Here is a 17630-nt window from a genome sequence, read left to right on the forward strand (position 1 = left end):
GCCCATTGCCCCCAGTTTCAAACGATGATTTGTATCATAAAATTACAAATTGGCATGGGAGGATGCGATGCCGGTTCTAGCGCGTCTCGGTCGGCGGTTGGGCGCAATACGCGCCGGAAGCCTGCAAGCAGGCCATGACGCCGCCCAAGGCGCGTCTCGACAGCAAGGATCTGGTCGTTGTCTTCGGCGACAATTTCGGTCCGCAGCTGCCGCTGCTCGCCGCCGGCCTCAGCCACTACAATATCGGCCAGCGCCCGTATGACAGGGGCTTCGAGAACCGCGGCAACGCCGCCGTGTGTCGCCATGATGGAACTGATGGTTTCCCGTGCCGCGACGCGGCGCGCTCGGCTGGGGGGTTGCGAGCCGGTCCGCGAGACCGTTGCGCAACTGCCGCCCTCGGTCATCGTCGGCTAGCTGCTCCTGCTGTTCTGGGTCGGCTGCGCCGTGTTCGGCAGCCTCAAAGCTGACGCGCAATCCTGGACCGTGCGCTAAAATCGTTCCTCGTGATTCGGCCCGGATCGGGCCTCAAAGCAAGGAACGGCATGAGCAAGGCTCTTAGTACATTCGCACTGGTTGCAGTGTTCACCGCACTCCTCATGGCGCTTAGCCTGGCGGTCGCCAGACACGGCTATCCCTATGGCGCGATTGGGGTGAGGCGGCTGGACGGCATTGCCGATGCCGGTTCGTTCCTGCCGCTCGCCGCCGTCTACTTCTTCAGCGCCATGCTGATGATGATCCTGCCGATCCGGGCCGCCGGCATCGTCCTCACCCATGCGGCGGATGCGCTCTTCTGGGCGGTGATCGCCCTGTTCGCAACGATTGTCGGCTGTCTCGTCGCCCGCTGGGCCTTCGGCCAGAGCAGCGTGCTGTGGGCACTGGTCAACTGGCGCTTCCTGTTCGCCGCGGCCATCGTCGGCAGCCATTTCACCATGAACGAGCTGCGCCGCAACATCCTGCTCAGAAGCCTGTTCTTCGTCATCTTCGCAGCCGCGATGCTGGCTTGCCTGTTCTGGTCTTTTCCGACCTGACAAAGGCCCGCTTCATATCGTCCATTTTGAGGTCGCAGCTTTCGCAGCGGCGCGCCATCGGCTATCCAGTCCGCAGCCAGATTTCGGCCCTCACAGTGTCGTCATTTGTCTGATAAATGATTCAGGCATACGGCACCGCCAGTGAACAATTACAAGGAAACCGCGACATGACCCTGTTCCGCAAGAATCTGATCGATGGCGAGTGGGTCGGCGAAGCCGGCTCGCGCAACATCAACCCGTCTGATACCGGCGATGTCGTTGGCGAATATGCCTCGGCCGGCGCCGAACAGGCAAAGCAGGCGATTGCAGCGGCCAAGGCCGCTTTCCCGGCCTGGTCGCGCTCGGCGCCGCTCGCCCGTCACAGTGTGCTGAAGAAGGCGTCGGACGAGATCATGGCCCGCAAAGACGAGATCGGCCGCTCGCTGTCGCGCGAAGAAGGCAAGACGCTGGCCGAGGGTATTGGCGAGACCATCCGCGCCGCCCAGATCTTCGATTTCTTCGCCGGGGAGACGCTGCGCCTGTCGGGCGAGCTGGTTCCCAGCGTGCGTCCGGGCGTCGGCGTCGAGATCACCCGCGAGGCCGTCGGCGTCGTTGGTATCATCACGCCGTGGAATTTCCCGATCGCCATTCCCACCTGGAAGATCGCGCCGGCGCTCGCCCACGGCAACACCATCGTCTTCAAGCCGGCCGAACTCGTGCCGGAAAGCGCCTGGACCATTGTCGACATCCTGCATCGCGCCGGCCTGCCGAAAGGCGTGCTCAACCTGGTCATGGGCAAGGGCTCGGTGGTCGGCCAGGCCATGCTCGACAGCCCCGACCTCAACGCCATCACCTTCACCGGATCGGTCGGCACCGGCAAACGCGTCGCCGCGGCCAGCGTCGAGCACATGCGCAAGTTCCAGCTCGAAATGGGCGGCAAGAACCCGCTCGTCGTGCTCGACGACGCCGACCTCGCCATAGCTGTCGATTGCGCCATCAACGGCGCCTATTTCTCGACCGGCCAGCGCTGTACGGCCTCGTCGCGCCTGGTGGTGACCGAAGGCATTCACGACCGCTTCGTCGCCGCACTCAAGGAGCGCCTGGACAAACTCGTCATTGGCGATGCGCTCGACGCCAAGACCCAGATCGGGCCTGTCGTTGATGCGAGCCAGCTGAAGCAGGACGAGGACTATATCGCCATCGGCAGCCAGGAGGGCGCCAACCTTGCTTTCGGCGGCGAGCGGCTCGATCGCGAAACGCCCGGCTTTTATCTCCGACCGGCGCTGTTCACCGAGAGCACCAACGCCATGCGCATTTCGCGCGAGGAAATTTTCGGGCCGGTCGCCAACGTCATCCGCGTCAAGGACTATGACGAGGCGCTGGCTGTAGCCAACGACACCCCCTTCGGCCTGACCTCGGGCATCTGCACCTCGAGCCTCAAACACGCCACGCATTTCCGGCGCAATTCGGAAGCCGGCATGGTGATGGTCAACCTGCCGACCGCCGGCGTCGATTTCCACGTTCCGTTCGGCGGCCGCAAGGGCTCGAGCTACGGCCCGCGCGAACAGGGCCGCTATGCCGCGGAGTTCTACACCACGGTGAAGACAGCCTACACATTTGCCGGCTAATCGGCGGGCGAACCGATGACATCGGTGAGAGAGGAGCTGACCTGGCTCAACCCGCCGCCCCACCATGTGTTCGGCGACGACACGGTGCATGTACGCACCGGCAAGGAAACCGACTTCTGGCGCGAGACCTTCTACGGTTTCTGGCGTGACAATGGCCATTTCCTCTACCGGCCGGTCGAGGGCGACTTCAGTGCCGAGGTCACCGTCAAGGGCGACTACAAGGTGCTCTACGACCAGGCCGGGCTGATGCTGCGGCTGAGCGAAACGCACTGGATCAAGGCTGGCATCGAGTATACCGACGGGCTGGCCTATTTCTCCGTTGTCGTCACCAACGACACCTCCGACTGGTCGCTGGTCAGCATCCCCCGCGATCCGAATGGCGTACGCATCCGTCTGACCCGCCACGCCGAGGCCATCCGCATCCAGTATCTGGACTCCACCGATGGCCACTGGAAGCCGGTGCGGCTCGCCTATTTCCCGATCTCGAGGTCTGTCGATGTCGGCATGATGTGCTGTTCGCCGCAGCGCGAAGGTTTTGAAGTCACATTCTCCGGCTTTACCGTTGGCCCGCCGATTTCCAGGCAATTGCACGACTGACGGCGATTTCGATCGCCGGACTAACCGTCGGCGCGATGCTGGAAAAACTGCAAGAACAGTTCCCGCTCGGTGGTGATGTCGAGCTTGTCGTAGATGCGGCGGCGATGGTTCTTCACTGTGCCGACGGTGATGCCGAGCCTTTCGGCGATGTTCGCCGTCGGATGTCCTGCCAGGATCAGCTGGACAAGTTCTCGCTCGCGCAGCGACAGTTCCGGCCACAGGCTCGTCGGGATGGTCGGCTCCTGCCGGGGCGAGGCGCCGGGGCCGGTCGGCGCCGAGGTGCGGGAGAACTCGGTGCCGCGCGCCTTGATGTCGAGCGCATGCAGGGCTTCGAACACCGGCAGCCGCTCATCCAGCAGGGCGATCTCGCTGTCCTTGAACGATGAGGTCGAGCGGTCGAGAAAAATGCCGAGGCACCAGTCGCCGCCATCGGCCAGCATGATCCCGACCTCGTCGCAGATTTCCGACTGCGCCAGGAAGCCGGCTATGTACTGGCCACGCTTGGCCTCGTCGTCGGCGAGCCGCTTCAGCGGCAGGATGCCCAGCCGGCGTTCTCGCCGCCATGAGGCGTAGAACGGGTCGAAGACGTAGTAATTGTCGAGATAGCGCCGGACCATTTCGTCCGAGAAGCGCCGATGCTTGATGAATTCCGGCGTCTGCGTCGCCGAATAGCGCGTCACGGTGACCAGATCATGGCCGATGTCCGCGCCGATCAGGTCGATCAGGCAGTCGACATGCCTGTCCGTGCCGGTGGCGGCGATCGCCTTTGCCAGCGGCCCCCAGATAGTGCTCATGCGGATGCCCTTTTCTCGGCGATGTCAGCCGCGCAGTCATTGTGTCTTTAGGCATATGGCGCGATCCGGCACCGAACCTCTAGCTTGCGGTCATTCTCGAAGAGGGAAGGCGACCCGTGGACCAGATCACCACCAACCCCATCGTTATCGGCATCGACGCCGGCGGCACCATGACCGACACCATCCTTGTCGATCAGGACGGCCACTTCAAGATCGGCAAATCGGCGACCACGCCGAAGGACGAGGCCGAAGGCTTCCTCGCCTCCGCCGAAGACGCGGCCGATGCCTGGGGCATCTCGCTGGAGACGCTCTTCTCCGGCGTCAACGTCGTGCTCTATTCCGGCACCGGCATGCTCAACACGCTGCTGTCGCGCACCGGCCGCAAGCTTGGCCTGATCACCACCAAGGGCCTGGAAGACATGATCCTGATGGGCCGCGGCCTGCAGGCCTGGGCCGATTATTCCTATGCCGATCGCCTGCATGCGGTCACCCACCACCATCCCGATCCGCTGGTGCCGCGCCGCCGCACCCACGGCGTCACCGAGCGCATCGACCAGTTCGGCGACATCGTGCTGCCGCTCTACGAGCATGAGGTCTCCGCCGCCGCGAAAAAACTGATCGCCGACAAGGTCGAAGCGATCTGCATCATGACCATCTTCTCGCACGTCAATCCCGTGCACGAAAAGCGCATCGCCGAGATCTGCCGCGAGGAGGTGCAGAAGGCCGGCGCCGACATTCTCATCTACACCAGCCACGAAGTCCGCCCGGTCATTCGCGAACAGTCGCGGCTGAACTCGGTTCTGATCGAGGCCTACGCCACATCGCGCGGCCGCAAGCAGCTTAGGGGTATCGAGGACGTCTCGAAGAAATACGGCTTCAAATACGGCGTGCAGACGCTGCTGTCCTTCGGCGGCCTGACCTCGATCAACCATCCGCGCCTGCACGAAACCATGATCTCCGGCCCGATCGGCGGCATTCTGGGCGCCGCCTATGTCGGCAAGCTCATCGGCAACGATTCGCTGATCTGCTCGGACATGGGTGGCACCTCCTTCGACATGGGCGTCATCTCGCGCGGCCAGACCCGGATCGAGAACGAGCCGCTGATGGACCGTTTCAAGCTCAACGTGCCGACGCTGCATCTCGACACGATCGGCGCCGGCGCCGGGATGATCCTCAAGGTCGACCCGCTGACCAAGAAGGTCTCGCTCGGGCCGGAAAGTGCGGGCTCGGATCCCGGCCCGATCTGCTTCGCCAAGGGCGGCACCGAACCCACCATCGCCGATTGCGACGCCATCCTCGGCCGTCTCAACCCGTATTATTTCCTCGGCGGCAAGGTCGTCCTGCAGGTCGAGAAGGCGCGCAAGGCATTCGAGGAAAAATGCTCCAGCATCCTTGGCGTCGGCGTCGAAGAGGCAGCCGAAGGCATGATCGACATGCTGGAGTCCGATGCCAACAACGCACTGCGCCGGGTCATTTCGGGCCAGGGCATCCACCCCTCCGAATTCACCCTGCTGTCCTATGGCGGCTCCGGGCCGCTGCATCTGGCCGGTTGCTCCAGGGGCATCGGCTTCAAGGACATCATCACCTTCCGGTTCGCCGCCGCCTTCTCCGCCTTCGGCTGCACCACCGCCGACTTCATGCGCCGGCATTCGGTATCGACACAGCACGACATCGGCGCACGGGCGAGCGATGACGAACTGCTCGCCTTCGGCAAAAAGGTCACCGCTGTCTGGAACGACCTGACCAAGGCTGCGGTCGACGAGATGATCGAGGACGGCCACGCCCGCGACAAGATCAAGACCGTACCGTTCCTGATGATGCGCTACACCGGCCAACTCGAGGACATCGAAGTCATGGCGCCACTTGCCGAGGTCAATTCGGCTGACGACATGCGTAAGGTCATCGACGAGTTCGAGGCGGTCTACGCCAAGGTCAACCACCGCGTCTCGCGCTATGGCGAGGCCGGCTTCACCATCACCGAGCTCGGGCTGATCGCGACCGCCGACAAGGTCAAGCCGGTGCTGCTGAAGCGCCCGCTCGGCAAGTCGGATCCAGCATCGGCCCACAAGGGCGTGCGTGAAGCCTATATTGGCCGCCGCTGGCACAAGGCCAATCTCTACGAGATGGACCTGCTGCAGCCCGGCCACGAGGTCATCGGCCCGGCCATCATCGAACACCCGGCGACAACGCTCGTCGTTCATCCGCAAGACCGTGTCTTTGTCGATGAATGGACGCTGCTTCACTATTCCCATGCTTGAGAGGGCGATCGCCATGTTGGACAAACCTGCCTCGGCCCTGCGCCTTCGCGAAAGACTGCTCGATTCCGAGCGGCTGATGGAAGAGACCGGCTGCTATGACGGCATCACGGAACTCACCCTGCGCAACCAGGATCCGCTGAAATTCGAGACTCTGCACACCAAGCTGCGCGCCTATTGCGTCTCGGCCCGCGAAATGGCCCGCCGCATCTCGGCCTCGCCCGGCGTGCGCGAGGTCGGCGAGATGGTGGTCGCCATCTACACACCGGAGGGCGACGCCATCGCGCTCTCCAACGGCATCATGGTCCACGTCCACACGATGAGCCGCTTCATCAAATGGATGATCAAGAACAACTACGAGGAAAACCCGAAGATCCGCGAAGGCGATATCTTCGCCAACAACGATGCCTTCATCGGCACCGTGCAGGTGCCTGATGTGATGGACGTGGTGCCGATCTTCCATGAAGGCACGCTGGTTGGCTGGGCAGGGGCTGTCTGCCACGAGCTGGAAGCCGGCGGCATCACGCCTGGTGGTGACGTCTGTCTCGCACAGGAACGCTTTACCGAAGGCCTGTTCGTCTGCGCCGAAAAGATCGGCGAGAATGACGAGATCCGCCGCGACTATGTCATCCGCTGCGAGCGCAATCTGCGCATGCCGATCTACTGGGTGCTCGACGAGAAGGCCAAGGTCGCCTCCTGCATCGACATGCGCGAAAGCGTCAAGCAGCTGATCTCCGAGATCGGCCTCGACTACTGGATGAAGGTGTCGAAGGAGTTCATCGAGGAAGGCCGCCGCGCCCAGCTCGCCCGCACCCGCCAGCTCACCGTGCCCGGCATCTATCGCGGCCACACTTTTTACGGCCACGTCACGGCGGGAAAACCCGGCTTCCAGCTGCTCGGCGATCCCGACTGGCTCTATAACATCCCGATCGAGATGGAGATCACCACCGACGGCAAGATCACCATGGACTTCGAGGGCACGCAGCCCTGGGGCTACCATTCGATGAATTGCACGCCGGCCGGAATGGATGGCGGCATGTTCGTCACTTTGACCCAGCACATGAATTTCGAAGGTTTGGTCAATGATGGCGCCTGGATGGCGACCGAGCTGAAACTGCCGCATGGCACCTGGACCAACCCCGACAACGAGATGGTGGCGACCGCCACCTCATGGGCGCTGCTGCTGCCGGCCTATGGTGTGTTCCAGCGGCTTTTGTCGCGCGGCTTCGTCGCCCGCGGCTTCGTTGAGGAAGCCTTTGTCGGCCAGGTCAACAGCCCGATGATCGAGATGGGGGGCGAAAGCCAGTACGGCACGCCGTTCGGCATGGCGCATTTCGAATGCGCCGCCGCCGGCTCCGGCGCGCTCGCCATCGCCGACGGCCTCGACACGGCCTATGTCGGCTGGAACCCGGAATCCGACATGGGCAACATCGAGGTCTGGGAACAGTCGATGCCGATGGTCTATATCGGCCGCTCGATCGTCCCCAACTCCGGCGGCGCCGGCAAATATCGCGGTGGCTGTTCCTTCGTCTCGACCTGGCTGATCAGCAAGACCTCGCATCTGCGGCTCCACACCTCGGAGCATTCCTCCAGGGTGTTTGACAATGGCGGCATGTGCGGCGGCTATCCGGCGCCGACCTGCCAGAAGCATCGCGCCGTGCGCAACTCCAACATCCATGAACTGGCGGCCAAAGGCGAACCGCTGGCGCATGCGCCCGGCATCGACCCGCATGTCTCCGACTATGAGAAGAACATCGGCGGCGAACATGTTGTGGTCGAGGGCCCCTACATCACCTCGCCGCACAAGTCCGGTGACATCTTCAGCCATTCCTACAATGGCGGCGGCGGTTACGGCGACGTGCTGGAGCGCGATCCGATCAAGACCGCATGGGATGTCGAGAACGGTTACCTCACCCGCGAAGCGGCGATCCAGGTTTTCGGCATCGTGCTGAAGGACGACGCCCACGGTTATCCCCTTGCCGATATCGATGCCACCGTCGAACGCCGCGCCGCCATGCGCAGAGAGCGTCTGGCCAAGGCTATCCCGGTTTCAGACTGGATCGACGCCGAGCGAAGCCGCGTCGAGAAAGCCGACTTCGCGCCGGAAGTGAAGAAAATGTATGCCAGCGCGATCAAGCTTTCGTCGCGCTTCACCAAAGATTTCAGTGAGTTCTGGACCGTCGACGCCAAATCGATCTTCATGCCGGGAGCAAAGCCATGACCTCGTACAGCAAGGAAGTCCTCGGCGATCTGGCCGCCGGCAAGCTGCCCTGGCCGCAGACAAGGCGCATCATGAGCGCCTACAAGGATGATGACCGCTTCTTCAAGATGGTCGCCGTCTATCAGGACCGTGTCGCCTGGAAGGACCCGATCCTGCTGCCGGTCTCAGATCACCTCTTCATCTGCCAGAGCGGCGACAAGCGGATCACCCGCTGCGAATGCGGCCATTCCTTCGGCGACTATCGCAAGAACTGGAAGCTGAAGGCCGCCATCATCGTGCGCAACACCGAGGAGGCGCTGCGCGAAATCTACCCCAACAGCGATATCCCCGATCCGCAATGGATGGAAATTCGCGAGTTCATCTGCCCGGAATGCGGCACCATGCACGAGGTCGAAGCGGCGGCACCCGGCTATCCGATCGTTCACGATTTCGAGCCGGATCTAGAAGGCTTCTATCGCGAATGGCTGGGCAACCCGCTCTAGTGATGTCGTGGCCGGCGCCGCAGGCAAGGTAGCGTTCGTTAGCGGGCTGGGTCTAAGACTATCGCATCAGATTTCGGCGTCGGAGATCCATTGCCTATGACAGACCTTTCCGGCCGCAGCGCCATCGTCACCGGCGGGTTTTCCGGCATGGGCTTCGCCATTGCCACGGCACTGGCTGAAGCCGGCGCCCATGTCGCCGTCGGCTCCTACATCGCGCCCGCCGGCGCGGACAGATCCGATGCCGCCTACTATCCGGGCGCCGACGAGATCGAGCGTGTGCGCTCCGCCCTATCGGCCCATGGCACCAGGGTTCACGCGGCGCATCTCGATGTCCGCGACAGCGACATCACCAACCGGTTTGCGGCCGACGCAGAAGCAGCTATCGGCCCGGCCGACATACTGGTCAACGCTGCCGGCACCACTGCCGAGCAGCCGGTCTGCGGCCATTCCGATGCGCTGTGGGACAAGATTGTCGACACCAACCTGACCGGCGCTTTCCGCGTCACCCGAGCCGTGCTGCCCGGCATGATCGAGCGCGGCTGGGGCCGCATCGTCAACATCGGCTCGACGGCGGCCACCGTCGGCTGGAAGGACAACCCGGCCTACTGCGCCTCCAAGGCCGGCCTTCTCGGCCTCACCCGCTGCGTGGCGCTGGAAGGGGCGGCACATGGCGTCACCTGCGTCATGATCAGCCCGACCTGGGTCGAGACCGAACTGATGCGCCGCAACGTGGCGCAGGTCGTCGAGCGCGAGGGCAAGGGCCGCACGGCCGAGGAAGCGATGGCCGAGATTGCCAAGGGCAATCCGCAGCAGCGCTTGCTGCAGCCGCAGGAGATTGCGGCCCTGACCGTCTTCCTGTGCTCGGACCTCGCCAAGGGCATCACCATGGAAAACATCCAGGTGACCGGGGGAGCGCTGTGGTAGCCGCCACGCCTTGATCGCGCGAGGCCGCATTCGCGCCATCTGGCTGTTGCATGGTCGTTCTGGCCGGCGCACTTGCCCCGTGACAACTTTTCCATTGAGTGACAGGCGATACAGGTTATATTGCACTGCACAATGAATACCCGTAGATCGGGCTCCGGCAAAGGCAGCGGTCGCGTGCGGCCGCCGGCGAGCGTCACGCCCGAGGCCGACGCGGAAAAGCCGGCTCATGGGCGCTTATGCGCGGCTGAAAGGCGGCGTGCCCAGTTGGAAGGCGGCAGGAATGAGAAATCCGGTACGGATATGAAGATTCCGAAATCCATTCTGATCGATCCGGAAAGCAACAAGGCCTATGCCGCCTTCGCCGTTGCCGTGTCGGTCTTTGCCTTCGCCTATTCCACGAATTTCGGCAAGATCCTGATCCTTGCCTATTATCTGGTGTGGCTGCCGCTGCTGTTCGTCGACTACCGGCGCTTCACGCGCGATCTTTCCAGCACATGGCTGCCGCTTGTCTTCGTGGCCTATATCTGCCTCTCGGTCTTCTGGTCGCAAGCGGCCGGCACCAGTGCGCGGGCGGGACTGCAATATTTCTCGCACATCCTGTGCGCCTACGTCGCCGCGCGCACCATAAGCGTGCGCACGCTGCTGCTGGGCTCGCTGATCGGCATCTTCGTCGTGCTGCTTTATTCGCTGAAAGTCGGCGGCTATGCGCTCGACACCATCGACGGCACCACCAATTTCGTCGGCGCCTTCGGCTCCAAGAACCAGGTCGGCTTCTTTGCCTCGCTGGGCATCTTCTTTTGCCTTGCCTTTCTCGTCTTTTACCGGCGCAACTGGATGAGTTTCGTCTGGACCGCGCCGATCATGCTGTTGTCGGTCTACATGCTGGCGATTGCCCATTCGGCGACCTCCGTCGCTTCGCTGCCGGCGGTGATCGGCATCGTTGCCTTGCTCACCATGAGCAAAATCCTGTCGCGCGCCTATCGGCGCGTCATGTTTGTCGTCGGCGCCGTCGCGCTTGTCACGGGTGTGGTGGCCGCGCTCAACCTCGGCCTGCTCGACTTCGTGCTCGGCATCTTCGGCAAGGATTCGACGCTGACCGGCCGCACCTATCTCTGGGAACAGGGCTGGCTGGCGGCGCAGCAGCATCCAGTGCTCGGCTATGGCTACGCCGCCTACTGGATACAGGGCTTTGCCGATCCAGAACGGCTCTGGGCGGAGTTCTACATCTCGACCCGCACCGGCTTCCATTTCCACAACACCTATATCGAGACGTTGGTCGAGCTTGGCTTCATCGGCATGACCATACTGGCGCTGATCATCCTGCGCTCCTTCTGGGGCCATGTCTCGAAAGTGGTGTTCGGCGATTGGAGTGCCGATTCGGTGGTGCTTGCCGGCGCTGTCGGCCTGATGCTGATCCGCTCCTTCTTCGAGGTCGAGATACTCGGCCCCTATTTCACGGCCTCGTTCATCGTCTATTACGGCCTGTTCAAGCTGCGCCCGGTGCCGGTGGCCCGGGCAAGGCGGGCCTATGCTCCCATGCAGGACGAGAAGGCCGCCAGCGGCCGCATGCCGGCGCGAGTCTGACGAGAGCAATTCCAGGAAAAGTGTGAGCGGTTTTACGTCCGGAATTGCGTCAATACTAAAGCTTCAGGCGACGGCCCGCTTGCGCTGCATCAGGCGCTGCAGGAAGCGGCGCAACGGTTCGTCATAGATGCGCGTGGCAATGTCGGCGATGACGATGACCGCAGTCGCCATGACGATGCCGAACCAGGGATGATGCGCGAATGGGTCGATCGAGGCGGCCTTGCCTGCGCCGGCGATGATCATCAGCATCGGCGTGTGGATGATGTAGATCGGGTAGGAAATCCGCCCGAGCCAGCCATAGAGGCCTGACAGGCGGGGTGCCGTCGGCGCTATGGCACCGATCACCACCAGGGCCGGGAAGATGAAGACGACACAGGCGAGATCGTAGGCGATCCGCGCGTCGCCGGCCGGTGCGATGGCGAAGACGACAAGCGTCAGGGGGATCGCAGCCTCGACCCACCAGCCGCGCCGCAGCAAGCCGAGCCCGCTTTGGTAGCGCGCCATGGATCGGCAAAGCAGCACGCCGAGAAAGAAGGAGAAACAGACGCGCGGCAGTCCGCTGATGATGGTCTTGCCAGTCATGCCGAAGTCGAGCGTGCCGGCAACGATCGAGGCGACCACCAGCAGCGCCAGGCTGACGGCGATGAGGACTGTCAGCACGCGCTTCGACAGCAGGAAAAAGACAGCGACATAGGCGATGTTGACGATCAGTTCGAAGAACAGCGACCACGACGCCGGATTGAGCGGAAAGATCGTGTGATAGGCCTCGCTGACCAGCGGGATGAAGAACATGCCGGTCGTCAGCATCGTGCCGATCTCCGAGAGGGGCATGTATTCCGCCGGGATCAGCCGGTTCTTGACCAGCAAATAGAAGAAGCCGAGCAACGTGCCGGCAAGGTAAAGCGGGTAAAGGCGGATCAGGCGGATCGCAACGAACGTGCCGAAGCCCATGCCGTTTTCGATCTTGCGGTCATAAGCATGCGCGATGACGAAACCGCTGAGCAGGAAGAACAGATCGACCGCGAGATAGCTCGACGGCAGCACCTTGCCGGCGGCCAGGAACGGCGAGAAATGGTAGAGCATCACGCTGATCGCCGCCACGCCGCGGATGGCGTCGAGATTGAGGTAGACATGGCGCGGGGCGGCGGGCTGCATTGTATGCCTTCAAGCGGTCCAGATAGAATTGCTCGCCCGCGCCTGGGCGCGAACGAGCCGAAATTGTTCCTCCCGCCTCCGCCGTGCCGGTCTCCGGAACGAGCCCTGCGCGAAACTACTGGCTGGCCGTCGGCGCCAGCTTCACCTTGATGACGTCGCCCGGCAGCACCGGCGTGTCTTCCTTGGCCTCGATCTCGCTCGTCTTGCCGTCGGCAACGCGCACCAGCGAGTAGAGAAGCGTCGGCTCCTCACCGCTTGTGATGGCGGCGGTCGTGGCGGGATCCGATGCCTGGGCTATCAGGCCTTTCTGCATGCCCACCCTGAGCGCCGCCTCGTTCAGGTCGGCTTCGACCTGCTGGCGGCTGGAGGCAAGGTTCGAATTCAAGGTGTTCTGGGCATCAATGGCATCCTGCGACGCCTTGCTGATCGACTGCTTGGCGGTCAGGATGGCCGTCTCGTAGTCGAGAATCTGGCCTTGCAGATTGGCGACGGACTGCTCCGAGCTCAGTACACGCGTGTTGACGACCAGGCCCTTCTGCACCAGCGGGCTGATGCTTTCGAGCTGTTGCTTGGCAAGGTCGACCTGCCGCTGCTGGTTGACGATCTTCTTCTGCAGCGCTTCGATTTCGGCCTGCAGGACCCCCTTCAATTCGTCGAGCGCCTGCAGCTTCAGCTTTAGCGCCTTCTGATCGGCCGTCAGGATCTGCATCTCGTCGGCGACGATGGCTGGCAAGCGCGGATCGCCCTCGACCTCCTTCGGCACGTCGAAACTAGCCTTGCCGGCGAGATCCGCATCGATGCGGGCACGCTTGACGATCAGCCGCACGCGCTGGTCGTCATAGATATCGAAATTGCCCTTGGCGGTGACCAGGTCCTTGCCGATCTGCGGGCCATAGTCGGCGTTGCGCCGGATCCCACCGGCGATGCTGACCGCCTTGAGCACGGTAAGCTCGGGCACATAGGGAAACTGGCCAGGCGTCTGGATCTCGCCCGAGATGTAGAACGGCCGGAACTGCACCATTTCCACCGAGGCTTCCGGCTTGTCCGACAGGGCAAGCTTGCGCTGCAAGGCGACGCTGATGGCGGCCGCAACCTCCGACGTGGTCTTGCCGGCGGCCGGCAATTCGCCGACGAACGGCACCGACAAATTGCCGGCCGGGCCGACCGAATATTCGCCGTTCACCGCCGCCCAGTCACGGAACGTGCCTTCGACGGTCTGCCATTCGGCGATGCGGATGTTGAGCTTGTCCTGCGAGCCGAGCCGGTACTCGTCGGCCATGGCCGGTACCGTGAGCGACAGAGCGAGGCATGTGGCGACGAGCCGTGCTGGCCGCATCGGGCCGGCAAGGCGAAAATAGGCTGACATATCTGTTTTCAACTGAACGTTTCCGATCCGTTTTGGCCCCATCCGCCCGATAGGCCCTGCTGCCGAATGCCGGTTGAGCACCTCGACTGCAATGCAAGGCCGGCCCATCGCCGAATGGCTTTGGGCCGGATTGGCTTCGGGCCGGACCGGCCCGATTGCTGACCAGTTGCGGTCGGTCAGTAGGAACCGCGCGACATCCACACCGCAGGCACAGTCTTGAGGATGATGCGAACGTCTTCGAACAGCGACCAGTTCTCGACATAGTGACGGTCGAACGCAACGCGGCTGTCATAGGAGACATCGTTGCGTCCGCTGACCTGCCAGAGCCCGGTCAGGCCCGGCCGCGACTTCAAATAGTAGACTGCGGCGCTGCCATAGATCTCAAGCTCGTCGCGCACCACGGGACGAGGTCCGACAAGGCTCATGTCGCCCTGCAGGATGTTGATGATCTGCGGCAGCTCATCGAGGCTGAGCTTGCGCAGAACGGCGCCGACGCGGGTGACGCGCGGATCGTTCTTCAGCTTGCGGGTCGCGATCCATTCGGCGTTGGCTTCCGGGTTGGCCGCGAGATAAGCGGTCAGCACGCGTTCGCCGTCTTCGACCATGGTGCGGAACTTGAGGCAGGGGAAAATCCGCCCGCCGCGTCCGATTCGCTTGTGTCCGTAGAAGATCGAGCCACCGTCGGAAAGCTTGACCAGAAGGGCCACCATCAGGAACAGTGGGCTGAGCGCCACCAGGCCGACAAGTGAACCGAGAATATCGAAACTGCGCTTTAGCAGCCCGCCGATCGGTGGCGGAAAATCTACGCCGACCTGCGAAAATGCCGCATTAGCCGACTTGGCAACGTCCCTCATGCAAAAGCTCCATACGTTGAACGGATGGTTTATGCCACGATACCAAAAAAATGCTGCAGCGCAACACACAATTTCCCATACGAGTGAAATAGTCACGTCATGAATTGACTAAATAATAAACGCGCCCTGCCCAAATTTTGCCCTTTATGGCAAGTTTGTGACGAATAATTAGCAACGGTAGGAAATGTAATGCCTTTTTCCGGCCCATTTTGGGCGAATCGTCCTTCGCCCCAGAGGGAATGGCTTTAACTCGGTTTCGAATCACTCGTTTTGCTAGATTAATCAAATAAAATACTAATCAAGATTGTAGATTCTACTGAAGTAAGAATCGTTTGACGAGTTAGGCCGCCACCCCTGGGTGTGCATCGCAGCATGGCAGAGTCCAACGCCATTGCGGATTGAAAATTGTCGCCGGTTGCCCTTGCCGCCAGTTTCGCGCCTTAATAGAGTCGCAAATTATTTCTGTTAGAGTCTGAATGGGTTGGGAAGGCCGGAAGCAACCGGCCGAAAAAGAGCAGCTGAATAAGCTCGCATGGCGAATGGGGAGATACTCGGGTGGGAAAGTCATCGCTTTTGCATGCTCGGGCCGGTTGACGGGCCGCCGATCATGTCATTACCAAAATTCGTCATCGGAATGGTTTTCGCCCTCGCGATCCTGGTCGCGTGGTCGTACTTCGACGGCGCGTCGCTCTCCACAACGGTGCTTCGCGTCATTGGCTGTGCTGTCCTTATCCAGATCGGTTATTTCCTGCTGGTCTATGTGATGATCGCCAGGAGCGCGCCGACATCGGCTGACAGGGCTCGCGACGCCGAACGAGGCCTCGGCGCGGAAAAGGCGTCCGAAGGCGAGAAACTCTCGGCCAGGCGCAGCGTGCATTGAACACAGGCCGAGGTCGTACGCGACCTCGGCCAAATTGCAATCGGACTCAGCCTGCTTCGGCCGGCTCGGGTTTTGATTGCTCGCCTGAAAGCATCCTCGACAGGCGGCTGCCGGCCTTCGCCTTCAACCTCTGATATTGCCCGACTTCGACGATCCGGCCGGTTTCGATCGCAACCACCCAGTCGGCGAAGGCGATCATCGACGGCCTGTGCGCGATGGTCAGGATCGTCATCGATCCGCGCAAGCCGTCGATCGATTTGGCGATCAGAGACTGGTTCTGCCAGTCGAGCGCGCTGGTCGCCTCGTCGAGAATGAGCAGCAAGGGCTTGCGCAGCAACGCGCGCGCCAGTGCAATGCGCTGGCGTTCGCCGCCTGAGAGCCGCACGCCACGGTCGCCGACCACCGTGTCGAGCCGCAGTTCCAGCTTTTCGACAAACTCAGCGCCATGCGCGGCGCGAAGTGCAGTCCACAGCTCTTCGTCACTGGCTTGTGGCGCGGCAAGGCGCAGATTGGCGGCGATCGTGTCGTGGAGCAGGAACACATCCTGCGGCACATAGGCCACCTGATCGCGCCAGTGCCGCCGGTTGGCAGCACTGATCTCGACGCCGTCGGCCAGGATCTTGCCTTCGCTCGGCTCCAGCAGGCCGAGCAGCATGTCGGCAAGCGTGCTCTTGCCCGAGCCTGACGGGCCGATCAGTGCCGTTACCTTGCCGGCAGGCAGGCCGAAGGTGATGTCGCTCACCACCGGCTCGCCGCCGGCCTCATAGGCAAAGGAAACATTGCGGATGTTGAGCCCGATATCCAGTGACAGCTTGGCATCGGATTCGAGGTTCGCAGGCTCGCGCTCGGCGTCGAAACGCGCCTGCATGTCACGCATCGAGGCATAGGCGGGCAGATTGATCAGCACTTGCTGCGCTTGCATCTGCATATCCATGAAGCGCGGCGCAATGCGCATGAACACCAGAAGCAGCACGACGATCTCGGCAAGCGAAAGATTGAAGCGAACCAGGGCGACATAGATGAACAGGCTGAGGCCGATGACGCTGGCGACCTGGAACAAAGCGGTGCCGATGGTGCTGTTGCGCACATAGTTGATGTTGTCGGCCTTCATCTTCTCCAGTGTCGCGCGAAGCTGCGCGTAATAGGTCTCCTCGACATTCAGGCTCTTGGCCACCTTGATGCCGCCGAGGAACTCCGAGACCGTGCGGTACTGCTCCTGACGATTGGTGGTCAAAACCCGGCCGAAAGCGCTGGCTCGCGCACGAAACGGCTGCAGAGCCAGGAACGTGACGATGCCGACGACGATGGCGAAGGCCGTCATGACAGGCGAAATGAACAGCGAAACCACGAAATAGCCTGCCAGAAGCACAGCGATCTGCACCAGCATCAGCAGCGAGAAGGCGGCTGACTGAACGCGGTCGATGTCGCCGGTCAGCGCATGGTCGAGGTCGGAACTGCGCATGCGCGCAAAAATGCCCCACCGCGCTTTGCCGATGCTCTCGAACAGGTTCATGCGCAGGCGGTTGATGAAGTCGAGCAGCAGCCGCGCCATGTAGACGGATTTGTAGCGATTGAACGCTGCTTGCAGCGCGACAAGCCCGACCAGCAGGCAAAGCACCGTGGTCAATTGCAGCGTCCCGTCCGGCGCCAGCCAGCGCACGAAGTCGTTGTTCGGCAGCTTGACCGCAAAATTCTGCTCGGGCCGCCCGACCAGATGCAGCAGCGGCACCAGAAGCAGGATCGAGATGCCTTCCGTCAGGCTCCCCAGGATCAGGAACAGCAGCGCCGTCAGCGTCCTGCGCCCGCCAATCCGGGCCATGGCGGCGCCGAACCCGGCGACATCTCGGTAAAACGACAGTTGCAAGATCTTCGATACCGACATG

General features: G+C 62.3%; 15 protein-coding genes. 9 read left to right on the forward strand and 6 right to left on the reverse strand.

The window, feature by feature from the left end:
• Positions 1–17: 17 nt before the first annotated feature.
• Positions 18–404 (reverse strand): hypothetical protein, encoded by a 387-nt coding sequence (locus JQK88_RS05680; protein ID WP_203277720.1) that lies wholly within the window; start codon positions 402–404, stop codon positions 18–20.
• A 138-nt stretch (positions 405–542) separates the two neighbouring features.
• Here JQK88_RS05680 and JQK88_RS05685 point away from each other — a divergent pair, with 138 nt between their 5' ends.
• The 3 genes from JQK88_RS05685 to JQK88_RS05695 all read left to right on the forward strand — a co-directional run bounded on the left by JQK88_RS05685 (position 543) and on the right by JQK88_RS05695 (position 3232).
• Positions 543–1028 carry a hypothetical protein gene (locus tag JQK88_RS05685; protein ID WP_203277721.1) on the forward strand — a complete coding sequence of 162 codons (486 nt, stop codon included), beginning with the start codon at positions 543–545 and terminating at the stop codon, positions 1026–1028.
• Positions 1029–1195: 167 nt separating this feature from the next.
• A complete protein-coding gene (locus JQK88_RS05690) occupies positions 1196–2635 on the forward strand; it encodes an aldehyde dehydrogenase family protein (protein WP_192249448.1) in 1440 nt (479 codons plus the stop codon).
• A 15-nt stretch (positions 2636–2650) separates the two neighbouring features.
• Entirely contained in the window at positions 2651–3232 is a 582-nt protein-coding gene (locus tag JQK88_RS05695) for a DUF1349 domain-containing protein (RefSeq protein WP_203277722.1), read from the forward strand.
• 20 nt (positions 3233–3252) lie between these two features.
• Here the strand turns inward: JQK88_RS05695 and JQK88_RS05700 are convergent, their stop codons facing one another.
• Entirely contained in the window at positions 3253–4026 is a 774-nt protein-coding gene (locus JQK88_RS05700; protein WP_203277723.1) for a helix-turn-helix transcriptional regulator, read from the reverse strand.
• Between the two features lie 116 nt (positions 4027–4142).
• On the opposite strand from JQK88_RS05700, the gene JQK88_RS05705 reads away from it, so the two are divergent.
• The 5 genes from JQK88_RS05705 (at position 4143) to JQK88_RS05725 (ending at position 11492) form a co-directional block, all read left to right on the forward strand.
• The gene (locus JQK88_RS05705; RefSeq protein WP_203277724.1) at positions 4143–6284 is read left to right on the forward strand and encodes a hydantoinase/oxoprolinase family protein; all 2142 of its coding nucleotides are present in this window, start codon (positions 4143–4145) and stop codon (positions 6282–6284) included.
• 13 nt (positions 6285–6297) lie between these two features.
• Positions 6298–8502 (forward strand): hydantoinase B/oxoprolinase family protein, encoded by a 2205-nt coding sequence (locus JQK88_RS05710; RefSeq protein WP_203277725.1) that lies wholly within the window; start codon positions 6298–6300, stop codon positions 8500–8502.
• Complete coding sequence (locus JQK88_RS05715; protein WP_203277726.1) at positions 8499–8984, forward strand: acetone carboxylase subunit gamma; 486 nt, start codon at positions 8499–8501, stop codon at positions 8982–8984. Before JQK88_RS05710 ends, JQK88_RS05715 begins: the two co-directional genes overlap by 4 nt.
• Before the next feature lie 96 nt (positions 8985–9080).
• Positions 9081–9908 carry an SDR family NAD(P)-dependent oxidoreductase gene (locus JQK88_RS05720; RefSeq protein ID WP_203277727.1) on the forward strand — a complete coding sequence of 276 codons (828 nt, stop codon included), beginning with the start codon at positions 9081–9083 and terminating at the stop codon, positions 9906–9908.
• Positions 9909–10208: 300 nt separating this feature from the next.
• Positions 10209–11492 (forward strand): O-antigen ligase family protein, encoded by a 1284-nt coding sequence (locus JQK88_RS05725; RefSeq protein ID WP_203277955.1) that lies wholly within the window; start codon positions 10209–10211, stop codon positions 11490–11492.
• A gap of 63 nt (positions 11493–11555) precedes the next feature.
• On the opposite strand, the gene JQK88_RS05730 is transcribed toward JQK88_RS05725, so the two are convergent.
• From JQK88_RS05730 to JQK88_RS05740, 3 genes are all read right to left on the reverse strand, one after another.
• Complete coding sequence (locus JQK88_RS05730; protein ID WP_203277728.1) at positions 11556–12647, reverse strand: acyltransferase family protein; 1092 nt, start codon at positions 12645–12647, stop codon at positions 11556–11558.
• A gap of 115 nt (positions 12648–12762) precedes the next feature.
• Positions 12763–14013: a polysaccharide biosynthesis/export family protein gene (locus JQK88_RS05735; RefSeq protein ID WP_192249475.1), complete on the reverse strand. Its 1251-nt coding sequence runs from the start codon at positions 14011–14013 to the stop codon at positions 12763–12765.
• A gap of 176 nt (positions 14014–14189) precedes the next feature.
• Positions 14190–14867: a sugar transferase gene (locus JQK88_RS05740; RefSeq protein ID WP_112396228.1), complete on the reverse strand. Its 678-nt coding sequence runs from the start codon at positions 14865–14867 to the stop codon at positions 14190–14192.
• A gap of 607 nt (positions 14868–15474) precedes the next feature.
• Here JQK88_RS05740 and JQK88_RS05745 point away from each other — a divergent pair.
• Entirely contained in the window at positions 15475–15747 is a 273-nt protein-coding gene (locus JQK88_RS05745) for an exopolysaccharide production repressor protein (RefSeq protein WP_203277956.1), read from the forward strand.
• Positions 15748–15793: 46 nt separating this feature from the next.
• Here JQK88_RS05745 and JQK88_RS05750 read toward each other — a convergent pair whose 3' ends face one another.
• Complete coding sequence (locus JQK88_RS05750) at positions 15794–17629, reverse strand: ABC transporter ATP-binding protein (protein WP_203277729.1); 1836 nt, start codon at positions 17627–17629, stop codon at positions 15794–15796.
• Position 17630 lies beyond the last annotated feature (1 nt).

It is taken from the genome of Mesorhizobium caraganae (assembly GCF_016836705.1).
Taxonomy (GTDB): Bacteria; Pseudomonadota; Alphaproteobacteria; order Rhizobiales; family Rhizobiaceae; genus Mesorhizobium; species Mesorhizobium caraganae.